This is a genomic window from Nocardia sp. BSTN01, from assembly GCF_015354405.1.
Taxonomy (GTDB): domain Bacteria; phylum Actinomycetota; class Actinomycetes; order Mycobacteriales; family Mycobacteriaceae; genus Nocardia.
This window is the reverse complement of record NZ_JADKYP010000084.1, coordinates 1-18,599: the sequence shown is the minus strand read 5'-3', so window position 1 is coordinate 18,599 and position 18,599 is coordinate 1. Positions and strand designations below refer to the sequence as shown.

At 68.6% G+C, this 18,599-nt stretch carries 17 protein-coding genes and 1 pseudogene; 13 read left to right on the top strand and 5 right to left on the bottom strand.

What is annotated here, in order from left to right; translation table 11 throughout:
- Both IRT45_RS33960 and IRT45_RS33955 read left to right on the top strand, forming a co-directional pair.
- Positions 1-221, top strand: a pseudogene (locus IRT45_RS33960) (hypothetical protein); the annotation flags it as partial.
- Between the two features lie 365 nt (positions 222-586).
- The gene (locus IRT45_RS33955; RefSeq protein WP_309241276.1) at positions 587-1,786 is read left to right on the top strand and encodes a lipase family protein; all 1,200 of its coding nucleotides are present in this window, start codon (positions 587-589) and stop codon (positions 1,784-1,786) included.
- Between the two features lie 113 nt (positions 1,787-1,899).
- Here IRT45_RS33955 and htpG read toward each other — a convergent pair whose 3' ends face one another.
- A complete protein-coding gene (gene htpG / locus IRT45_RS33950) occupies positions 1,900-3,882 on the bottom strand; it encodes a molecular chaperone HtpG (RefSeq protein WP_194809871.1) in 1,983 nt (660 codons plus the stop codon).
- Positions 3,879-5,597 carry a TM0106 family RecB-like putative nuclease gene (locus tag IRT45_RS33945; protein ID WP_194809873.1) on the bottom strand — a complete coding sequence of 573 codons (1,719 nt, stop codon included), beginning with the start codon at positions 5,595-5,597 and terminating at the stop codon, positions 3,879-3,881. The genes htpG and IRT45_RS33945 overlap by 4 nt, the downstream gene beginning before the upstream one ends.
- 373 nt (positions 5,598-5,970) lie before the next feature.
- On the opposite strand from IRT45_RS33945, the gene IRT45_RS33940 reads away from it, so the two are divergent.
- The 7 genes from IRT45_RS33940 to rraA all read left to right on the top strand — a co-directional run bounded on the left by IRT45_RS33940 (position 5,971) and on the right by rraA (position 10,562).
- Complete coding sequence (locus IRT45_RS33940) at positions 5,971-6,612, top strand: DUF6474 family protein (protein ID WP_194809872.1); 642 nt, start codon at positions 5,971-5,973, stop codon at positions 6,610-6,612.
- 14 nt (positions 6,613-6,626) lie between these two features.
- Positions 6,627-7,232, top strand: a complete 606-nt coding sequence (locus IRT45_RS33935) for a hypothetical protein (RefSeq protein ID WP_194809870.1) — start codon at positions 6,627-6,629, stop codon at positions 7,230-7,232.
- Between the two features lie 76 nt (positions 7,233-7,308).
- Complete coding sequence (locus tag IRT45_RS33930; RefSeq protein ID WP_194809869.1) at positions 7,309-7,965, top strand: YcnI family protein; 657 nt, start codon at positions 7,309-7,311, stop codon at positions 7,963-7,965.
- Positions 7,962-8,516 carry a copper resistance CopC family protein gene (locus IRT45_RS33925; protein ID WP_194809868.1) on the top strand — a complete coding sequence of 185 codons (555 nt, stop codon included), beginning with the start codon at positions 7,962-7,964 and terminating at the stop codon, positions 8,514-8,516. Before IRT45_RS33930 ends, IRT45_RS33925 begins: the two co-directional genes overlap by 4 nt.
- On the top strand, positions 8,513-9,454 hold the full coding sequence (locus tag IRT45_RS33920; RefSeq protein WP_194809867.1) for a CopD family protein: 942 nt from the start codon (positions 8,513-8,515) through the stop codon (positions 9,452-9,454). The genes IRT45_RS33925 and IRT45_RS33920 overlap by 4 nt, the downstream gene beginning before the upstream one ends.
- Before the next feature lie 91 nt (positions 9,455-9,545).
- The gene (locus IRT45_RS33915; RefSeq protein ID WP_194809866.1) at positions 9,546-10,004 is read left to right on the top strand and encodes an SRPBCC family protein; all 459 of its coding nucleotides are present in this window, start codon (positions 9,546-9,548) and stop codon (positions 10,002-10,004) included.
- Between the two features lie 72 nt (positions 10,005-10,076).
- Positions 10,077-10,562 carry a ribonuclease E activity regulator RraA gene (gene rraA, locus IRT45_RS33910; RefSeq protein ID WP_039775068.1) on the top strand — a complete coding sequence of 162 codons (486 nt, stop codon included), beginning with the start codon at positions 10,077-10,079 and terminating at the stop codon, positions 10,560-10,562.
- Positions 10,563-10,596: 34 nt separating this feature from the next.
- On the opposite strand, the gene IRT45_RS33905 is transcribed toward rraA, so the two are convergent.
- On the bottom strand, positions 10,597-10,818 hold the full coding sequence (locus tag IRT45_RS33905; protein ID WP_030516732.1) for an RNA-binding S4 domain-containing protein: 222 nt from the start codon (positions 10,816-10,818) through the stop codon (positions 10,597-10,599).
- A 156-nt stretch (positions 10,819-10,974) separates the two neighbouring features.
- Between IRT45_RS33905 and lysX the strand changes: the two genes are divergently transcribed.
- The 4 genes from lysX (at position 10,975) to IRT45_RS33885 (ending at position 15,929) form a co-directional block, all read left to right on the top strand.
- The gene (gene lysX / locus IRT45_RS33900) at positions 10,975-14,310 is read left to right on the top strand and encodes a bifunctional lysylphosphatidylglycerol synthetase/lysine--tRNA ligase LysX (RefSeq protein ID WP_309241275.1); all 3,336 of its coding nucleotides are present in this window, start codon (positions 10,975-10,977) and stop codon (positions 14,308-14,310) included.
- Positions 14,311-14,380: 70 nt separating this feature from the next.
- A complete protein-coding gene (locus IRT45_RS33895) occupies positions 14,381-15,010 on the top strand; it encodes a histidine phosphatase family protein (protein WP_194809864.1) in 630 nt (209 codons plus the stop codon).
- Between the two features lie 123 nt (positions 15,011-15,133).
- A complete protein-coding gene (locus tag IRT45_RS33890; RefSeq protein WP_194809875.1) occupies positions 15,134-15,412 on the top strand; it encodes a hypothetical protein in 279 nt (92 codons plus the stop codon).
- Positions 15,413-15,614: 202 nt separating this feature from the next.
- On the top strand, positions 15,615-15,929 hold the full coding sequence (locus IRT45_RS33885; RefSeq protein ID WP_062994904.1) for a hypothetical protein: 315 nt from the start codon (positions 15,615-15,617) through the stop codon (positions 15,927-15,929).
- Positions 15,930-16,012: 83 nt separating this feature from the next.
- On the opposite strand, the gene IRT45_RS33880 is transcribed toward IRT45_RS33885, so the two are convergent.
- Together IRT45_RS33880 and IRT45_RS33875 are read right to left on the bottom strand one after the other, a co-directional pair.
- Positions 16,013-16,936, bottom strand: a complete 924-nt coding sequence (locus IRT45_RS33880) for a cutinase family protein (RefSeq protein ID WP_194809863.1) — start codon at positions 16,934-16,936, stop codon at positions 16,013-16,015.
- A gap of 349 nt (positions 16,937-17,285) precedes the next feature.
- Positions 17,286-18,599 (bottom strand): glutamate synthase subunit beta (locus tag IRT45_RS33875; RefSeq protein WP_194809862.1); only part of this gene is annotated, 1,314 nt, incomplete at its 5' end.

Here is an 18,599-nt window from a genome sequence, read left to right as displayed (position 1 = left end):
TGGTAGCCGACGAGGATCTTGCCCGCGGCGAGGGTGGTGCGCGCCAAATCCGGCGCGGTGATCGAGCGTACCGCAAGGGCCTCGAGGCCGGTGTGCCGTTCCCCTCGCGCCTGGGCCGCCCGGACGAGTACGCGCAACTCGCGCAGTACATCACCGAGCACGACTACCTGAACGGCGAAACCTTCCGCATGGACGGTGCGCTGCGCATGGCGCCGCGCTGACGCTGGTCGAGGCCGACACGGAAATGCCGCGTCGGCCTTCTTGTTTCCCGGCAGCTGTGGTGGGGCCGCCCGGCGCGCTGATTTGTGAGCGGTCACGATCAGGGCGGCGAAATTTTGGTTCGGCTGATCACATATTTCTCCCCAGCGGGGATCAACGCTAGGTTAAGGCTGATTCTACTGGGCAGTAAGTTCAAAAAGGCCAGGTCGTGACGATGCAACTGGGTGACAGAGCACAGCACTCGAGGGCGAGTGGATCGCCGAGACGGGGCGGGGGTGGCTTCCGCCGGATCGTCGCGCTCGGGGCCGCCGCATGTGCGGGGGTGGCGCTCGGTTGCGCGGCCGCCGGAAGCTCCGCCGCCACGCCGGTGAGCGAGTTCTACACTCCCCCGGCACAATTCGCGACCACACCGGGATCGGTGATCAAGACCGAGCCGATGCCGGTGTTCGTGGCGCCGCCGGGATTCGGGCCGTGGCCCGCGAACGCGCAGAAGGTCATGTACACCTCGCAGACCCAGGACGGCGTTCCCACCGCGGTCAGTGGCACCTACCTCGACGCCACCGCCGCCTGGCAGGGCACCGGACCGCGGCCGACCGTCGTGATCGCGCCCGGTACCTCCGGACAGGGCGATCAGTGCGCGCCGTCGGAGGCCTTCGCCACCGGCCTCTACGCCCAGATCACCCCGCCGAGCATCTCCGCCAATCAGGAGGCGGTCTCGGCGATGGTGTGGCATGCGCTGGGCGCCCGGGTTTTCGTGACCGACTACATCGGGCTGGGCACGCCCGGCGTCCACACCTATGTCAACCGGGTGGAAGAGGCGCACGCCGTTCTCGACGCGGCGCGCGCCGCGAATGCGCTCTCGGGCACCGGAGCGCAGACGCCGCTCGCCTTCTGGGGTTACTCCCAGGGCGGCGGGGCGACCGCGTCCGCGGCGGAGTTGCAGCCGAGCTATGCACCGGAGCTGAACCTGAAAGGGGTGTGGGCCGGCGCGCCGACCGCCGATCTGAGCGCGGTTCTGCAGCAGATCGACGGAAATCTCATCGGTGGTGTGGTCGCCTACGCCCTCAACGGATTCCTGGAACGCTTTCCGGATTTGAAGCCCGAGCTGGACCAGCGCGTGACGCCGCAGGGCGAGGGCCTGCTCGCGGAACTGCAGGACAGCTGTGTGGGTGATGTGATCCTGAAACATCCGCTCCTGCGCGGAAGTGACTTCACGCGGGACCATCGGCCGATTCTGGACAACCTGCGCGAAGTACCGGCGGCCATGGACATTCTGAGCCGGCAACGCATCGGCACCCTCAGCCCCACCGCGCCGGTTCTGATCACCAGCGGGGTCAATGACGACACCGTGCCCTATCCGCAGGCCCGGCAGCTCGCCGACGACTGGTGCGGCAAGGGTGCCACGGTCACCTTCCGCAGTAACGGTCTGCCGCCGATCCTGCCCGGTATGGCGCTGCCGAACCACTTCGGTCCGGAGATCATCGACGGTTTCAGCCCGAGCGGTGTCATCCCCTATCTGATGGACCGGTTGAACGACAAGCCGGTCGCCGGTTGCACCGTCGACTGATGCGCCGCTGACGGCTGCGCGATCGAGCAAGCGCGTTCACAATCCGAGGCCCGCAAGGAAGATCCTTGCGGGCCTCGGTGTTTCGGTTGTCGTCGTCAGACGGTCTTGATGAGTCAGACGGTCTTGGTGAGGTGGTCTGCCAGGATCCGGGCGAAGTGGGCCGGGTCTTTCAGTTCGCCGCCTTCGGCCAGAACCGCTGTGCCGTAGAGCAATTCGGCCGTTGCGCCCAGATCCTCGGACTCCTTGTCCTTGCCGTACGCATCGCGCAGCCCGGTGACCAGCGGATGCTCCGGGTTGAGCTCCAGAATCCGCTTGGATTCCGGGAGCGCCTGGCCGGACGCGCGGTACATGCGCTCCAGCTGCGGGGTGAAGTCGAAGACGTCACCGACGACACAGGCCGGAGAGGTGGTCAGGCGGGAGGACAGTCGGACCTCCTTGACGCTGTCGCTCAGCGTCTCCCGCAGCCACTTCAGCACATCGCCGAAATCCTTCTCCTGCTGTTCACGCAGCTGTTCGGAGGCCTTCTTCTCCTCCTCCGTCTCCAGATCGACCTCGCCCTTGGCGATCGACTGGAACGGCTTGCCGTCGAAGTCCGGCACCGAGCCGACCCACATCTCGTCGACCGGGTCGGTGAGGATCAGCACCTCGAGGCCCTTGGCCTTGAAGGCCTCCATATGCGGGGAATTCTCGATCTGCTGCCGGGATTCACCGGTCATGTAGTAGATCTTGTCCTGGCCCTCGGCCATGCGCTCCACGTACTGCGCGAGCGTGGTCGGCTCGGAATCCGAGTGCGTCGAGGCGAAAGACGAGACCTGCAGGATGGTTTCGCGGTTGTCGAAGTCGGAGAGCAAGCCCTCCTTGAGAACTCGGCCGAATTCGTTCCAGAAGGTCTGGTACTTCGACTCTGTCGCGGTGGCGTCGTCGGAGGCGGATTCGGCCGATTCGGCGCTCTGCACATCCTTGATCGTCGACAGCACCTTGCGGACCAGGCGCTTGCGAATCATCTGGATCTGCCGGTCCTGCTGCAGAATTTCGCGCGAGACGTTCAGCGACAGATCCTGCGCGTCCACCACACCCTTGACGAAGCGCAGATACTCCGGCATCAGTTCTTCGCAGTTGTCCATGATGAACACCCGGCGCACATACAGCTGCACCCCGCGCTTGTGCTCGCGCATGAACAGATCGAACGGCGCGTGCGACGGAATGAACAGCAGCGCCTGATATTCGAACGTGCCCTCGGCCTTGAGCGGAATGATCTCCAGCGGATCGTCCCAGGCGTGCGAGACGTGCTTGTAGAACTCCTTGTACTCCTCGTCGGAGACGTCGCTGCGCGGGCGCGTCCACAGCGCCTTCTGCGAATTGAGCGTCTGCTCCTCGAGGATGGTCTTTTCCTGCTTCTCCTCGCCCTCACCCTCGGTGACGGTGCGCTCCACCTGCATCCGGATGGGCCAGGAGATGAAGTCCGAGTACTTCTTGACGATCTCGCGGAGCTTCCACTCCTGCGTGTAATCGAAGAGGTGATCGTCCTCGTCCGCGGACTTCAGATGCAGCGACACGGCGGTGCCCTGGGGCGCGTCGTCGAGGGTTTCGATGGTGTAGGTCGAGCTGCCGGCCGCGGACTCCCAGCGGGTGCCCTCGGACTCGCCCGCGCGGCGGGTGGTCAGCGTGACCTTGTCGGCCACCATGAAGGTCGAGTAGAAGCCGATACCGAACTGGCCGATGAGGTCTTCGGAGCTCACCGCGCCCTCGCCGCCCTTGGATTCCAGCAGCTGGCGGCGCAGTTCCGCGGTGCCGGACTTGGCGAGGGTGCCGATGAGGTCGACCACCTCGGCGCGCGACATGCCGATGCCGTTGTCGCGAACGGTCAGCACCCGGGCGTCCGTGTCGACCTCGAGTTCGATATGCAGATCCGAGGTGTCGACCTCGAGATCCTTGTCCCGGAACGACTCGAGCCGCAGCTTGTCCAGCGCGTCCGAGGCGTTCGAGATCAATTCCCGCAGGAAGGTGTCCTTGTTCGAGTAGACCGAGTGGATCATCAGTTCCAGAAGCTGATGGGTCTCGGCCTGAAACTCCAGTTGTTCGACGTGATCGGTCACGTGCAGATATTACGACGGATCGCGGGTGGCTCGCGAAAGTCGGTCATCGCGGGAACCTCCGCGTCGGCACTGTGCGCCCGCGGTTGCGCGGGCGCCATCCATTCACGCAGCACCTGGGTGGCGCGGACGTCGTCCTCGTTGTATTCCAGCAGGCGGGTGCGCTGCGACAGATCGGGCACACCGTCGTACCCGACCGCCAGGCGATACCAGCTCATCGACGCCTCGCCGCCGGCCTCGGGATCGCGCCAGCCGAATCCGGCGACCGGGGCGATCTTCTTGAGCCCCTTGCCGTTCGGGCAGATGAACTGCTCCGACACCGCCTGGAACATATCCACCCATTGCGGGCTGTCGACGAAGGCGCGGACCTCGTCCTCGGTGGGGACGCCGGGCCGTCCGGCGAATCGGCGCGCCGATTCGTAGAGCCACTTGTCCTCGGCCGTGCGCGAGTAGCAGTAGGCGGCGAACGTCTTGCCCGCCGCGGCCGCGTCGGCGCGCACCGCCATCAGCCAGGTCCAGAATTCGGCGAACGAGCGGGCCTCGTCGGCGGTCGGCAGCGGGTCCCAGGTGAAGAAGGGGCGATACACCCCGTCGAGCAGGGTCCCCCACAGGTAGGCGCCGTACTCCTGATAGCTCTCCAGATCGACGTCGACCTCGACGTCGGCCCGGGTGACCCGAACCCGGTCCACGCGGCGGACCAGCGGCGCGCCCGAGATCCAGGCACGCGCGGTCACGACCGTCTCGGCGAACGGCTCGTACTGCCAGTCCTCGGGTTCGTCGGCGGTCCACTCGGCCAGGTCGTCGATGGTCTGCACGCCGTGGCGGCGCAGCAGTTCGGCGCGGGAGCCGGGTGCGACGAGGCTGACGTCGCGGTGGGCCGCCAGCCAGCCCTCGCAGCTCACCGCGGGCGGTTCGGTGATATCCGGACGCTCACCGCCGGTCACGCTCGGCGCCCGCGTCCACCACGGGCACTGCCGGCATTCCGGCACCTTGGACGGAACGGTCGGCAGCTCACCGCGCACCACCGCGATGCGGTCGGCATAACGCCGGTCGTACTCGTCGAGCACCGGGGCCAGATCGTGCACCAGGATCCGGTCGAAGTGATAGCCGATGGCGCCGCCGACCAGCGCGGGACTGGCCAGCCCGTGCCGCTGCAACATGCGATAGAGATGGGCCAGCCGCTGCTGGTCGCGGGGCTGGGTGCGGACCCGGACGTGCCGGTCGGGGCGCGGATCCCAGCGGTACAGGTCGGAGGTGGTGGGATGGAAATCGGCCGGATCCGGCTGGCGTGGGTCGGTCACCTTGTGATTGACCACGATGATCGGGATGTAGCCACCGCGGTCGGTATCGCGCAGCAGGATCTCGCAGCCGCCGCGACGGCCGGTATCGGACTCCTGCGGCAGCAACGCGCCCCAAATGTGGTGCGCCCCTTCCGCACACGCGCGCAGCGTGTCCTCGGCGCGGCCGCTCGCGTGCTGATCCGGGTCGATGATCACCCACGCCTGCGGATCGGCGGCGACGAGTGTGTCGCGGACCTTCGAGCGATGCGCGGTGGCGGCGTCGCGGCGCTGTTTGACACCCGCGTCCTCCGGCACTCCCAGCAACCGTTCCGGATGAGTCGCGTCCAGATGCAGCCGATGCCGGCAGCCGACCAGCGCGCGGGCGTCGACATAGGCGATGCGCGGCGGGTGCTCGCCCGACCCGGCGGGCGCCGACAGGTTCGCCGGCGCACTCGACGGGCCGGCCGAAACCTGCTGCGCCCGTTCCACTTCGGCGGGCACCACAACGGTTCGTCGAGCAGCAGCCCGCCGCTCGTCGCCTCCGCCGTCCTCCTCGCGACCGTCACGGTCGCCGCTGCCCGAATACACGCTAAGCAGTATGGTCCCTACCTCCGACACTCCCGCGAACCGCCTGCGTGCCGGGCGTACGCGGAGCCGCTACCTCGGCACTCACGCGGCCGGCGAGCCCGGATCGGCACGCGCACCGGCCGCCGCGACGGCGCCCTCGGGTGGGCATCCCGCTACAGTTGGCGCAAACCGTGTGGCATGTGGGTATATCAGCATGACGGAACTTCGTGACGGAGGGCTTTCGATGGGGTTGTTCACCAAGCGCAAGCGGCGTGCGGACCGCAAAGCCGAGGCGAAAGCCCTCAAGCACAAGGCCGCGATGGAGGCCAAACTCGGCGCCCGCAACGAACGCAAACGCCAGCGCGCCGAACTCCGCACCCAGCGCGATGTGGCCAAGGCACAGATCGCGACGTTGAAGGCCGAGGAGAAGGCCGCCCTCAAGACCGCCGAACGCGCCGACCGGGAACTGCTCACCGCGAGTCAGGTGAAGAAGTATCTGGGCGTGGCGCGGGTGCTGGTGCCGGTGCTGGCGCCGCTGGCCTACCGGGCCGCCACCTTCGTCCGCGGCCAGATCGACACCCGCCGCGCCCACCGGCTGGGTATCGGCCTCGGCGAGCTGGGCAACTTCACCGGCCACGGCGCCCGCCTGCAGGCCCGCATCACCGGTGTCGAATCCACCCTGGCCGGTATCGAGAACTCCGGTGACAAGAGCGGCGAGACGCAGAAGTTCGTGGCCGCCACCCGCGACCGGCTCGCCAGCCTGTCCGCGGCCGTGCGCACCGCCGAGCAGATGCCCGCGCCGCGCCGCCGGGCGGTGCACAACTCCATCTCGCACGAACTCTCCGGCGTCGAAGCCGATATCCTCGCGCGCCTCGGCGTGCACTGACCGACCGTTTCGCCATGCTGCCTCGTGCCCGGCCCCCGACCGGATCCCCGCCGTCCCGGCGAGCGGTCCGGCGGCCGGGCATCGATGGGCTCCGCGGCGGGCTGGTCGGTATGACGGTGGTGGTCCTCGCGACCGCCGCGCACGGCTGGGCCGACGGCGGCTATCCCGGCTCGGCGACGCTGGCGCTGCTCCTGCTGAGCGCGACGGTCGCCGGAACCTTCGCCTCGACGCTGCCGCCCGCGGGCGGTGCGTGGGGCCGGACCGGCGTCCTGGCGGCACTCGGTGGCGGACAGGCGGTTTCCCATATCGCGCTGAGTCTGCTGCCCGCCCACCGGCCCGGTGGAACATCGTGTGGGAGCGGCCTTTCCGGATTGACGTCGATCTGGCCGAGCAGCTGGATGACGCTGGCGCACACGCTCGCGACCGTGGCCTGTGCCGCGCTGATCGTGGCCGTGGAACGTCTGTATGCCGCTGTCTCCGACTCGGTCCGGGCCGTCACGACCCGGCCGCTGCCGCCGGTGGACATCGCCACGGCACGGTGGCGGACCGCCGTGCGGCCCCCGTGGCAGCAATGGCGCGCCGGTGCCCTCGGCTCCCGCGCACCACCGGTACTCGCCTGAACCGCTCCCCGACCACAGGCAATTCCCCCGGCATAACGCCCGAGTACCGAGAAAGTCACCCATCGTGAGCTCACGCATGTCCACCTCACTGTCGCGCGCCCTGGTCGCGACCGGCGCCGCCGCAGGTCTCGCCCTGCTCGCCTCCGGCACCGCGGCCGCGCACGTCACCGCCGACGCGCCCGGCGCGGCCCAGGGCGGCTACGCCGTCATCACCTTCCGCGTGCCGACCGAATCGGCGACCGCGTCCACCACCAAGCTGACCGTCGCGCTGCCGCAGCTGTCCGCGGCCCGCACCGAACCCGTCGCGGGCTGGACCGCCAAGACCGAGAAGAACGACAAGAACCAGTTCACCTCGGTGACCTGGACCGCCAACCCGGGCAATCCCGGCATCACCCCCGAACAGTTCCAGCGCTTCGCCCTCGCGGTCGGTCCGTTGCCGAAGCAGGACAAGATCAGCTTCCCGGCCACCCAGACCTACAGCGACGGCAAGGTCGTCAACTGGAACGAACCCATGCCCGCCGGCGGTGACGAACCCGAGCACCCCGCACCGAGCGTCACACTGGCGGCCGCCGGCTCCGATCACGACCACGCGGCCGGTATGTCGAACGACGCCGACAGCGACGAGTCCGATTCCGACAACACCGCGCGCTGGCTGGGCGGTATCGGACTGGTACTCGGCGCCCTCGGCGCCGCGCTCGGACTCGGCAGCCTGATCCGGAGCCGGCGCGCATGATGCGCCGCATCCTGTTGGCCCTGGTCGGTGCGCTGGCGCTGGGTGGACTGGCGATCGCGGTCGCCGGTCCGGCCGCCGCGCATTCGACGGTGGTATCCACCGACCCCGCCGACGGCGCGAAACTCGCGACCGGCCCGGCGCGGGTCAGCATCACCTTCAACGAGAATCTGCAGCCGAGCTTCCCGTCGCTGACCGTCGTCGGCCCGGACGGGAATCTGTGGTCGAAGGGCAAACCGGTGGTGGACGGGCCGACCGTCAGCGTCGAGGTCGGTGACCTCGGCCCGGCCGGCACCTACACGATGGCGTACCGGGTCACCTCCGCCGACGGCCATCCGGTCAGCGGCACCCGGACCTTCGAGCTGACCACGCCCGGTCACGGGACACCGGGGGCCAAGGCCGACGCCAAGAGCAGTTCCGGTGGCGACGGCGATTCCGGTGGCGTACCGCTGTGGGTGTTCATCGTGGCCGCGGTCGTCCTGTTCGGCGGTGGACTGGCGTTTGCGCTGTTCGGCGGTCGCTCCCGACGGCCGGGCAGCGGCGGCAAACCATGAGGCCGGGGACGGCCGGCAGCAGATCCACCGCACTGCGATACGCACTGCTGCTGGTCGTCCCGGCCGCCCTCGTCGGTGTGGCCGCCGGATGGGCGCTCGCCGCACCCGATCCGGTACAGGCCGAGGCGCCGGTGCGCACCCTGGCCGACGGGCTGGGCGCGGCGGTTCTCGGCCTGGCGGCTCTGCCGCGCCTGCACGACCGGCTGCGGCCCGCGTGGCGGCTGCTGGCCGTATTCGGCGGGCTCTGGACGGTCGCGGAATTCGTGCTGCTGTCCACCGAGGCCGCCGAGGTGGTCGGGGTTCCGCTGAGTCGCTTGCGCGCCGGCGATTTCGGCGACTACGTCGCGCATGTCAGCGGCGGCCAGATCGGCATCGCCGTGCTGATCGGCACCGCGGCGGTCGCCTGCTACAGCACGCTGGCCTTCCGGCGACCGGAGCGCGCGAGCGCCGATCTGGTGCTGGTCTTCGCCGCGGTGACGCTGGTGCTGCGGCCGATCACCGGCCATATGTCGCAGCAGACGCTGGGCTCGGTACTGGCCGCGGTGCACGCTCTCGCCGCGGCCGCCTGGTTCGGTCTGCTGCTGGCGCTGGCGCTGGTGGTGCGCACCCGCGGTGAATGGGCGGTGATCCTGCCGCGCTATTCCGGCTGGGCGCTGCCCGCGGTGGCGGCGGTGACGGTGACCGGCGTGGTCAACGGGCTGGTCCGGGTCGGCGATCCGGCCGCGCTGATCGACACCGGGTACGGCCGCGTCCTGCTCGCGAAGACGGTCATGGCCCTCGCGCTGCTCGGGCTCGGCTGGTGGTGGCGGCGCAGCTGGGTTCCGGTGGCCACCGACCATCGGATGAGTGCGGACGACTCGCTGCGCCGGGCGCTGATCGAGGTGGTGGTGATGGCGGCGGTGTTCGGCTTGGCGGCGACACTGTCGGTGACGGCCTGAGTCCGAGCCCGGGCCGGATAGGCCCTGCGAACTGGAGTGATAGCAATTACATCCGGTCCGGGCCGGACTGCAACACGTTACGGTTGGTCCCATGACCGCAGTGAAGATCGTGGCCGATTGCGCCGCGCCGGCCGAGACCGCGTTCGACTACGTCAACGACTATCGCCATCTGCCGGAATTCGTCACCGAGGTGCATTCCTTCCGCCCGATCACCGATCAGGTGGCCGGGCTGGGCGCGACGTTCGACACCGAGATCAAACTGGGCCCCGCCTCGCTGACCTCCCGATTGCAGATCGTGCGCTGGGAGAAGAACGTCGCGATCGCGGTGAAGGCCGTGACCGGCTTCGAGATCGAATCGACCTTCCTGTTCCATCCCCGCGGCGACCGCGACTGCACGGTGGACGCCATCGTCGAATACCGGGTACCGGGCGGACTCGCGGGCAAGGTGCTGGGCAAGACCATCGAGCCGTTCGTGAAGCTGTCGGTCAAACACACCACCCACAATCTGACGACCAGGATCGCGGAGTATCAGCGCACCCTCGACAGCTGAACCGGCCGGGCCGACGCCGGGCGGCGGGAAGGTCTCAGGATTCGATCATCACTCGCATGGCAAGCTTATTTGGTGACCGATTCAGCAAACCTAGTGGCAACCGCCGACCTCGCCGATGAGATCGGCCCCGAGATTCGTAGCTGCGATACGCAATTCACGCAGTTCGGCGGCAATCCGGTGTTCAGCGGGCGCATCGTCACCATTCGCTGCTTCCAGGACAATCTGTTGGTCAAGCAGACTCTCAGCGAACCCGGTGAAGGACGTGTGCTGGTCGTCGACGGCGGCGCGAGCATCCACACCGCCCTCGTCGGTGACGTAATCGCCGGACGCGGCGTCGACAACGGCTGGTCCGGTGTCGTCGTCAACGGCGGCGTGCGCGATTCGGCGATTCTGCGCACCCTGCCCATCGGCATCAAGGCGCTGGGCACGAATCCGCGCAAGAGCACGCAGACCGGATCCGGCGAACGCGATGTGCCGGTCGAATTCGGCGGCGTCACCTTCGTTCCGGGCGAGATGCTCTACAGCGATCACGACGGGGTCGTCGTCCGCGCGGAATGAGTCGCCGGTCGCCGCCGGGCCCGCGCCCGCCGAACTATCCGCCTGCCACCCGCACGCGGTGGCCGGCGAGTGCGACCACGTCTCCGGCATGGAGCTGGCGGCCCCGCCGTAGTTCCACCTCGTCGTTGACGCGCACGAGCCCGGCGGCGATCACGGTCTTGGCCTCCGACCCGCTGTCGATGAGATTGGCCAGCTTCAGGAATTGCCCGAGTCGAATGACTTCGTCTTCGATCGGCACATCGACTGGATCCGACATGGGTTACATCTTTACCGCCGCGCCCGACGGGCCGCACGCCGCCCCCGTCGCGATGGGTACCGGGGTCCGGCGAAAGGATCGAATATGACCGTGCACGAGCAGGACTCGCCCGGTGGCCTTCTCCCCTCGAGCGGTCCCAGCCCGCACACTGGTGCGGTGACTTCCACGCAAGACCAGCTTCACTCGCGCGACCACAGATCACCCTCCTCACCGGTTCCGCATCGCGCCCACGGTCGGCTGAGCGAAGTCCCCCACCTGGTCGGCCTGGTTCTCGGCGTGTTCTCGATTCTGTGTGCGCTGTGGAGTATTTCGCCCGGCCTGCGCTACATCACCTCGGTCCCGCGGCACTACCTCGACGCCTACTATTTCGACGCGCCCGACACGAACCTGATGTGGGCGGTGATCGTCGGTCTGCTCGCCGGCGCGACGGCCTCCCGGAAACGCATCGCGTGGTGGCTGCTGGTCGGGTACATGGCGCTGTTCGCGCTCGCCAACGGACTGGATTTCGCCGAGGAACAGGATCCCCACGCGCTGGCCGCGCTGTTCGTCCACCTGGCGGTGATCGGCCTGATGATCGCGGCGTGGCCGGAGTTCTACACCCGGGTGCGGCGGGGCGCGGTGTGGAAGGCGCTCGGTGTCCTGGTCAGCGGGCTGGTCATCAGCAGTCTGCTCGGATGGGGGCTGGTGGAACTGTTCCCCGGCAGCCTGCCGCGCGGTGCGCAACGTCCGCTGTGGGCGGTTTCACGGGTCACCGCGACAATTCTGGTGGCGGACAACAACTTCGACGGCCACCCCCCGCATGTGGTGAATCTGCTGCTCGGCCTGTTCGGTGCGATCGCGCTGCTGGCGGCGGCGCTGGTGCTGTTCCGCTCCCAGCGCGCCTCCAACGCCATGACCGGCCTGGACGAATCCGCGGTGCGCGGCCTGCTCGCCCGTTCCGATGTCGAGGATTCGCTGGGCTACTTCGCGACTCGCCGCGACAAGGCCGTGGTGTTCGCGCCCAGCGGCAAGGCGGCGATCACCTATCGCGTCGAACTCGGCGTCTGCCTGGCCTCCGGCGATCCGATCGGCGTGCGGGAGGCGTGGCCACAGGCCATCGATGCCTGGTTGCGACTGGCCGACGAATACGGTTGGGCCCCGGCCGTGATGGGCGCGGGCGAACTCGGCGCCACCGCCTACCGCCGGGCGGGCCTGTCCGCCCTGCGCCTGGGCGACGAGGCGATTCTCGACACCCGTTCCTTCTCACTGGCCGGGCCCGAGATGAAGCAGGTCCGCCAGGCCGCCAACCGTTTACACAAACAGGGCTTCACCGTCCGGGTCCGCCGGCACAGCGAACTGTCGCCGGACGAGATGGCGCAGATGATCGCCCGCGCCGATTCCTGGCGCGACACCGAAACCGAACGCGGCTTCTCGATGGCACTGGGCCGCCTCGGTGACCGGCTCGACGGAGACAGCCTGCTGGTGGAGGCGCTCGACCGCGACGGCCGCGTATGGGGCATGCTCTCGCTGGTGCCGTGGGGCCGCAGCGGCGTCTCGCTCGATGTGATGCGACGAGATCCCAAGGGCCCGAACGGAATCATGGAATTCATGATTTCCCAGCTGGCGCTGACCTCGGAACAGTACGGGATCACCCGGGTCTCGCTGAACTTCGCGGTGTTCCGCTCGGTCTTCGAGGAGGGCGGCCGGATCGGCGCCGGCCCGGTGCTGCGGCTGTGGCGCAGTGTGCTGATGTTCTTCAGCCGCTGGTGGCAGCTCGAGGCGCTGTACCGGTCGAATGTGAAATATCAGCCGCAGTGGGTGCCGCGGTTCTTCATCTTCGAGGAACGCCGCCAGCTGCCGCGGGTGGCGTTCGCCAGCGCGCTGGCCGAGGGCTTCCTGCCGCGCTTCGGCCAGCAGCCGGATGCCTCGGCGCACACCGGTCTGCATTCCGCGGTACCGCCGGCCCTCACCGGGCTGCACGCCGACGGCAGCCCGCCCGAGGCGCCGCCCTCGGAACTCGAACAGGCCGCCGCCCGCCGCCCCGAACAGGTGCGGGTCCGGATGGACAAGGTGCGCCGGCTCGAATCGGCCGATATCGACGCCTACCCGGTGGCCTACGCGCCGACCCATTCGATCGCCGATGCGCGTCGCTCCCCCAAGGGCACCACGGTGCGGGTGTGCGGGCGGCTGTTGCGGATCCGCGATCACGGCGGCGTCACCTTCGCGGCGCTGCGCGACTGGTCCGGTGACATCCAGATCCTCATCGACCGGGACCGGGTCGGCGCGCGCCGCTCGAGTTCGTTCGGCGAGTATTTCGACCTGGGTGATCTGATCGAGGTGAGCGGCCAGATCGGCAGCAGCCGCCGCGGCGAACTGTCGCTGCTCGCCCAGGACTGGCGGATGATCGGCAAATGCCTGCACCCACTGCCGGACAAATGGCGCGGACTCGCCGACCCCGAGGCGCGGGTGCGTCAGCGCTACGTCGATATGACGATCAACGTCGAGGCACGCGAGGTGCTGGCCAAACGTAGTGCGGTGGTGCGGTCGCTGCGGGACACGTTGAACGGCTGGGGTTTCCTCGAGGTCGAGACGCCGGTACTGCAGCAGGTGCACGGCGGCGCCAACGCCGCGCCCTTCCGCACCCACATCAACGCCTACGACCTGGACCTGTATCTGCGCATCGCACCGGAGCTGTATCTCAAGCGATTGTGCGTGGGCGGGATGGAGAAGGTCTTCGAACTGGGCCGGGTGTTCCGCAACGAGGGCGTGGACTACAGCCACAATCCGGAATTCACGATTCTGGAAGCCTACGAGGCGCACAGCGACTACGAGCGGATGATGCACGCGTGCCGGCAGCTGATCCAGAACGCGGCGATCGCGGCCAACGGCGCCTGCGTCGCCCTGCGACCGGATGCGGACGGAACGCTGACCGAGGTCGACATCTCCGGCGACTGGCCGGTGCGCACCGTGCACGGCGCCATCTCCGAAGCCGTCGGCGAGACCGTCACCCCCGACACCCCGGTGGATCGGCTGCGATTGCTGTGCGACAAGGTCGAGGTGCCGTATCAGCCGGGCTGGGACGCCGGGCAGATCGTGCTCGAGATGTACGAGCACCTGGTCGAGGACCGGACCCTGGAACCGACCTTCTACATCGATTTCCCGACCTCCGTCTCACCGCTGACACGCGCGCATCGCCGCATCGCCGGTGTCGCCGAACGCTGGGATCTGGTGGCGTGGGGTGTCGAACTCGGCACCGCCTACAGCGAATTGACCAATCCGATCGAACAGCGCCGCCGCCTGACCGAACAGTCGCTGCTGGCCGCGGGCGGCGACCCGGAAGCCATGGAGCTGGACGAGGATTTCCTGGAGGCACTGGAATTCGCCATGCCGCCGACCGGCGGCCTGGGTGTGGGCGTGGACCGCGTGGTCATGCTGATCACCGGCCGCAGCATCCGCGAAACGCTGCCGTTCCCGCTGGTCAAACCGCGCACCGGCCAAGGCGACGGACGCTGACCGCACCTGCGGCGTCCCAGTCCGCGCACCCGTTCGCGAACCCGGAACCGGCGTCCGGCACAGTAGATCCGTGCAGCTTGTTCTCGTGCGTCACGCCCAGCCCGGACGGGTGCTGACCACCTCCGGTCCCGCCGATCCCGAACTCACCGAACTGGGAGTCGAACAGGCCCGGCGGGTACCCCCGGTGATCGCCCGCTTCGCGGGGGGCGAGCATCGCGTCGCACGGGTGGTGAGCAGTCCGCAGCGGCGGGCCCGCGATACCGCCGCGCCGACGGCCGAGAAGCTGGGACTGCCGGTCGAGGTACTCGACGGGCTGGCCGAATACGACCGCGACCTCCCCGCCTATATTCCGATCGAGGACGCCAAGCGGGACTTCCGCGCCACCTACGACCGGATCAAGGCCGGACATCTGCCCGAACAGATCGACGGGCCCGCGTTCGTGGCGCGGGTGCTGGGCACGATCGCCGATATCGTCGCGGCCGCCGAACCGGCCGATACGGTCGTCGCCTTCGCCCACGGCGGGGTGATCAACGTACTGCTGCAGGACGTGCTCGGCCTCGAACGGCCGCTGACCTTTCCGATCGACTACTGCTCGATCACCCGAGTGCTCTTCTCGCGCAGCGGGACCCGGACCGCGGCGACGGTGAACGAGAACAGCCACGTCTGGGACCTGTTGCCGCGCAACCTGCCGGTGGCCTGAACAGCCGCCACAATTCACAGCCGATTACCAGCGTGATCGCTTGTCCGTCCCAGGCTCGGGTCGTTCCATGGGTGACCATGGGCTTCCGCACGACGGCCCGTGTTCCGAGTGAAAGGTAATCCGTTGCTCTCCAAGAGTTCTTCGCGCCGCAGGCTGATCGCCCGCATCGCCGTCGCCGGCGCCGTCGCCGCCGCCCCCGTGGCAGCGGTCGCAGTTCCCGCCTTCGCCGACACCCCCTCCGCCGCACCCGTCGACTGGCACGACCACGACCACGACCACGACGGGTGGCGTCATCACCACGATCACGACCACGGGCCCTGGCAGCCGGGCCCGGGCGGTTTCCTGCCCGGCGGGCCCGCCGGCTTCCTCCCCGGACCGCCTCCCACCGGCTCGTTCGGCTGATCGACCGCGACGGCACACGAGGGCCGCTCCCCTTCGGGAGCGGCCCTCGTTGCTGTGTGGGACACGTCGCTTCAAAGTTCATTCACAGTTCGCGGACATCGCCGTCCCAGCCGGGGGCGTTTCGATGTACTCGTGAGCCGCCGGGCTACCGGCCCGAAACCGACAGCGCGGCTCTGTAATTCGCAGACGAAAGGCCGAAACCTTGCAGACCACCGCGAAGCCGAAGAACCGCACCCGCCGCCTCGTGACCCGCGTCGCCGTCGCCGGTGCGCTCGTCGTCGTTCCCCTGTCCGCGCTCGCCGTGCCGGCCTTCGCCGACACCCCCGCCAACGCCCCCAGCGCGGTCGCCATCGACCGTGACAACCACCCCGGCGACCGCGATCACGACGGCGACCACCGCGGGCCCGACGGTGACCACCGCGGCGACAACCGCGGGGACCGGGACCGCGGACCGGAGAACCAGCCGGCTCCCGCGCCGCAGCTGCCCCAACTCCCGCCGACCGGCTCCGCCGGCTGATCCCCGGCCCCGACTGCCGACCTCGGAAACGGCGAAGGCCACCCCGCTCGATGCGGGGTGGCCTTCACAGGTGGATCACCGGCTCATGCCATTCCGGCGATCCAGTTGTGCATCCAGGAGATCGCGGTCTGACCGCCGCCCACCGAATAGTTGCCGTAGGAGGTGTGGGTACCGGACTGATAGAAGTGCTCGAGCTGTTCCACCCGTTGCTGGTTGGCGTCGTCGGTGAGCTGCGACTGCAGCGCCGCGACCCCGCCGTGCGCCATCAGATCGCCGATGATCGACCCGGCCTCGAGCTGGTAGCGCCACAGGTTGGCCGCGCTCGCACCGGAGGCCTGCGCCAGGAATCCGGCGAAGCGGGTGACGTAGTCGGTGTCCTCGGTGGAGCAGTACAGGTCACCGGCCGCGCAGATGGTGCGCACCCGGTCGCTGAGGAAGCCGAATCCACCCACGCGCGGACCACCGGCACCGGCGCCGCCGACCACCGGGCCGACCTGGACGTCGGTGGGCGAACGGCGCGGATCGGAGATCAGGCCGACACCCGAAACGCGGTCCGGCGCAACCACGCCCAGGCCGGTGCCGATCTCGGCCGCCAGATCGCCTGCGGCATCCGCACCCTGGCTGTAGCCGACGATCGCGTAATGCGTACCGGCGCAGCGGGCCGCCATCGCCTGGATGAGGCCGCGCGCGTTGTCGGTCGCTTCCTTCTTGGAGGCGCCGTAGACATCGCCCTCCCACGGGAAGGCGGTCGCGGCGTAGCCGACGTAGTCGACGTCCGTCGAACTCGGCAGGCCGCGGGTCACACCGGACAGCATGCCGGGGCCGACCATGTGATCGGGCTTGTGGTCACCGGTTTCCCAGGTGCCCGGAATCGCGACGACATATAGGCTCGGGCATCCGGGATCCGCACTCGCGGAACCGCTTCCGATCGCGGTACCCGACACTGCCATACCAGCCAGTACCGCGACTGCCGCCCCGGCGGCCGCGACAACCTTCTTCAACCGCATGCTGCTCCAGTTCAAGCCAGCCCTCGCCGGGGCTCCTCATATGTATTCGCCGCTGATGATGCCGCCGCCACATTGCCGCGCGGTAAATTCCCGGCGAAGCAAAAACCGCCCGCATCCGTGACACGCGGCAGCGAGACGACCTCGCGACAACGAGTCCGGACACGGACCAAGAGCATTTACGACATACCGGTGCTCAGAATAACGGCGGCACGGTGGAACTGCCATCCGAGCTCGAAATCCCGTCCGATTTCCGATGTTTGCGACTCGGGTACACGTTTCCGCACTACAGAGCGAAAAAAACAGGCGTCCACGGGCTCGAAAGCCCGTGGACGCCTCTGGTTTTCCGGAGTCAGCGCTGAGCGACCGCCGTCGGAGCGATCGGCGCCGGCAGCGCGGTCTCACCCTCGAGGTGCTTGTCCACCGCCGACGCGGCGGCCCGGCCCTCGGCGATGGCCCACACGATCAGCGACTGCCCACGCCCCATATCGCCGGCGACGAAGACGCCGGGAACGGTGGTCTGGAAGTCCTTACCGCGCTTGACGTTGCCGCGCTGGTCGTAGCCGACGCCGAGATCCTCGAGCAGGCCCGGCTTCTGCGGGCCGACGAAGCCCATCGCCAGCAGGACCAGATCGGCCTCCAGGGTGAAGTCGGTGCCCTCGACCTTCTCGAAGCGGCCGTTGACGTTGCGAACCTCGTGCGCCTGCAGTCCGGTCACCTTGCCGTCCGCGCCGATGAACCGCTCGGTGTTCACCGAGAAGACGCGCTCGCCGCCCTCTTCGTGCGCCGAGGAGACCCGGAACATCAGCGGATAGGTCGGCCACGGGGTCGACTCGGCCCGCTCGGCCGGCGGCTTCGCCATGATCTCGAACTGGTGGATGCTGGCCGCACCCTGCCGGTGCGAGGTGCCCAGGCAGTCGGCGCCGGTGTCACCGCCACCGATGATGACGACCTTCTTGCCCTTGGCGTGAATCCGCGGCAGGCCCTCCTCGTCGGCGACCGGATCGCCCAGCTGAACGCGGTTGGCCAGCGGCAGGAATTCCATCGCCTGGTGGATGCCGTCCAGATCGCGACCCGGAATCGGCAGGTCACGCGCGATGGTGGAACCACCGGCGAGCACCACCGCGTCGAACTGCTCGCGCAGCTGCTCGGCGGTGATGTCGACACCGACGTTCACGCCCGCCTTGAAGATGGTGCCTTCGGCCTCCATCTGCGCCAGGCGGCGGTCGATGAAGCGCTTCTCCATCTTGAATTCCGGAATGCCGTAGCGCAGCAGACCGCCGATGCGGTCGTCGCGCTCGAACACCGTGACGGTGTGGCCGGCGCGGGTCAGCTGCTGGGCCGCGGCCAGACCGGCCGGACCCGAACCCACGACCGCGATCTTCTTACCGGTCAGGCGAGTCGGATAGACCGGCTGCACCCAGCCCTCGTCGAAGGCGTTCTCGATGAGCTCGACCTCGACCTGCTTGATGGTGACCGGATCCTGGTTGATGCCGAGCACACACGACGCCTCACACGGCGCCGGACACAGCCGCCCGGTGAACTCCGGGAAGTTGTTGGTCGCGTGCAGACGGTCGATGCCCTCGCGCCAGCGATCCCGGTAGACCAGGTCGTTCCACTCGGGAATCAGGTTCCCCAGCGGGCAGCCGTTGTGGCAGAACGGGAT

Bases quoted from the DNA above. Each gene is read 5' to 3' on its own strand.
- IRT45_RS33935 (WP_194809870.1), top strand. From the start codon at position 6,627: ATGCTGCCTCGTGCCCGGCCCCCGACCGGATCCCCGCCGTCCCGGCGA.
- IRT45_RS33880 (WP_194809863.1), bottom strand. From the start codon at position 16,936: ATGCGGTTGAAGAAGGTTGTCGCGGCCGCCGGGGCGGCAGTCGCGGTA.
- IRT45_RS33905 (WP_030516732.1), bottom strand. From the start codon at position 10,818: ATGTCGGATCCAGTCGATGTGCCGATCGAAGACGAAGTCATTCGACTC.
- IRT45_RS33940 (WP_194809872.1), top strand. From the start codon at position 5,971: ATGGGGTTGTTCACCAAGCGCAAGCGGCGTGCGGACCGCAAAGCCGAG.
- IRT45_RS33930 (WP_194809869.1), top strand. From the start codon at position 7,309: ATGTCCACCTCACTGTCGCGCGCCCTGGTCGCGACCGGCGCCGCCGCA.
- IRT45_RS33915 (WP_194809866.1), top strand. From the start codon at position 9,546: ATGACCGCAGTGAAGATCGTGGCCGATTGCGCCGCGCCGGCCGAGACC.
- IRT45_RS33925 (WP_194809868.1), top strand. From the start codon at position 7,962: ATGATGCGCCGCATCCTGTTGGCCCTGGTCGGTGCGCTGGCGCTGGGT.
- IRT45_RS33920 (WP_194809867.1), top strand. From the start codon at position 8,513: ATGAGGCCGGGGACGGCCGGCAGCAGATCCACCGCACTGCGATACGCA.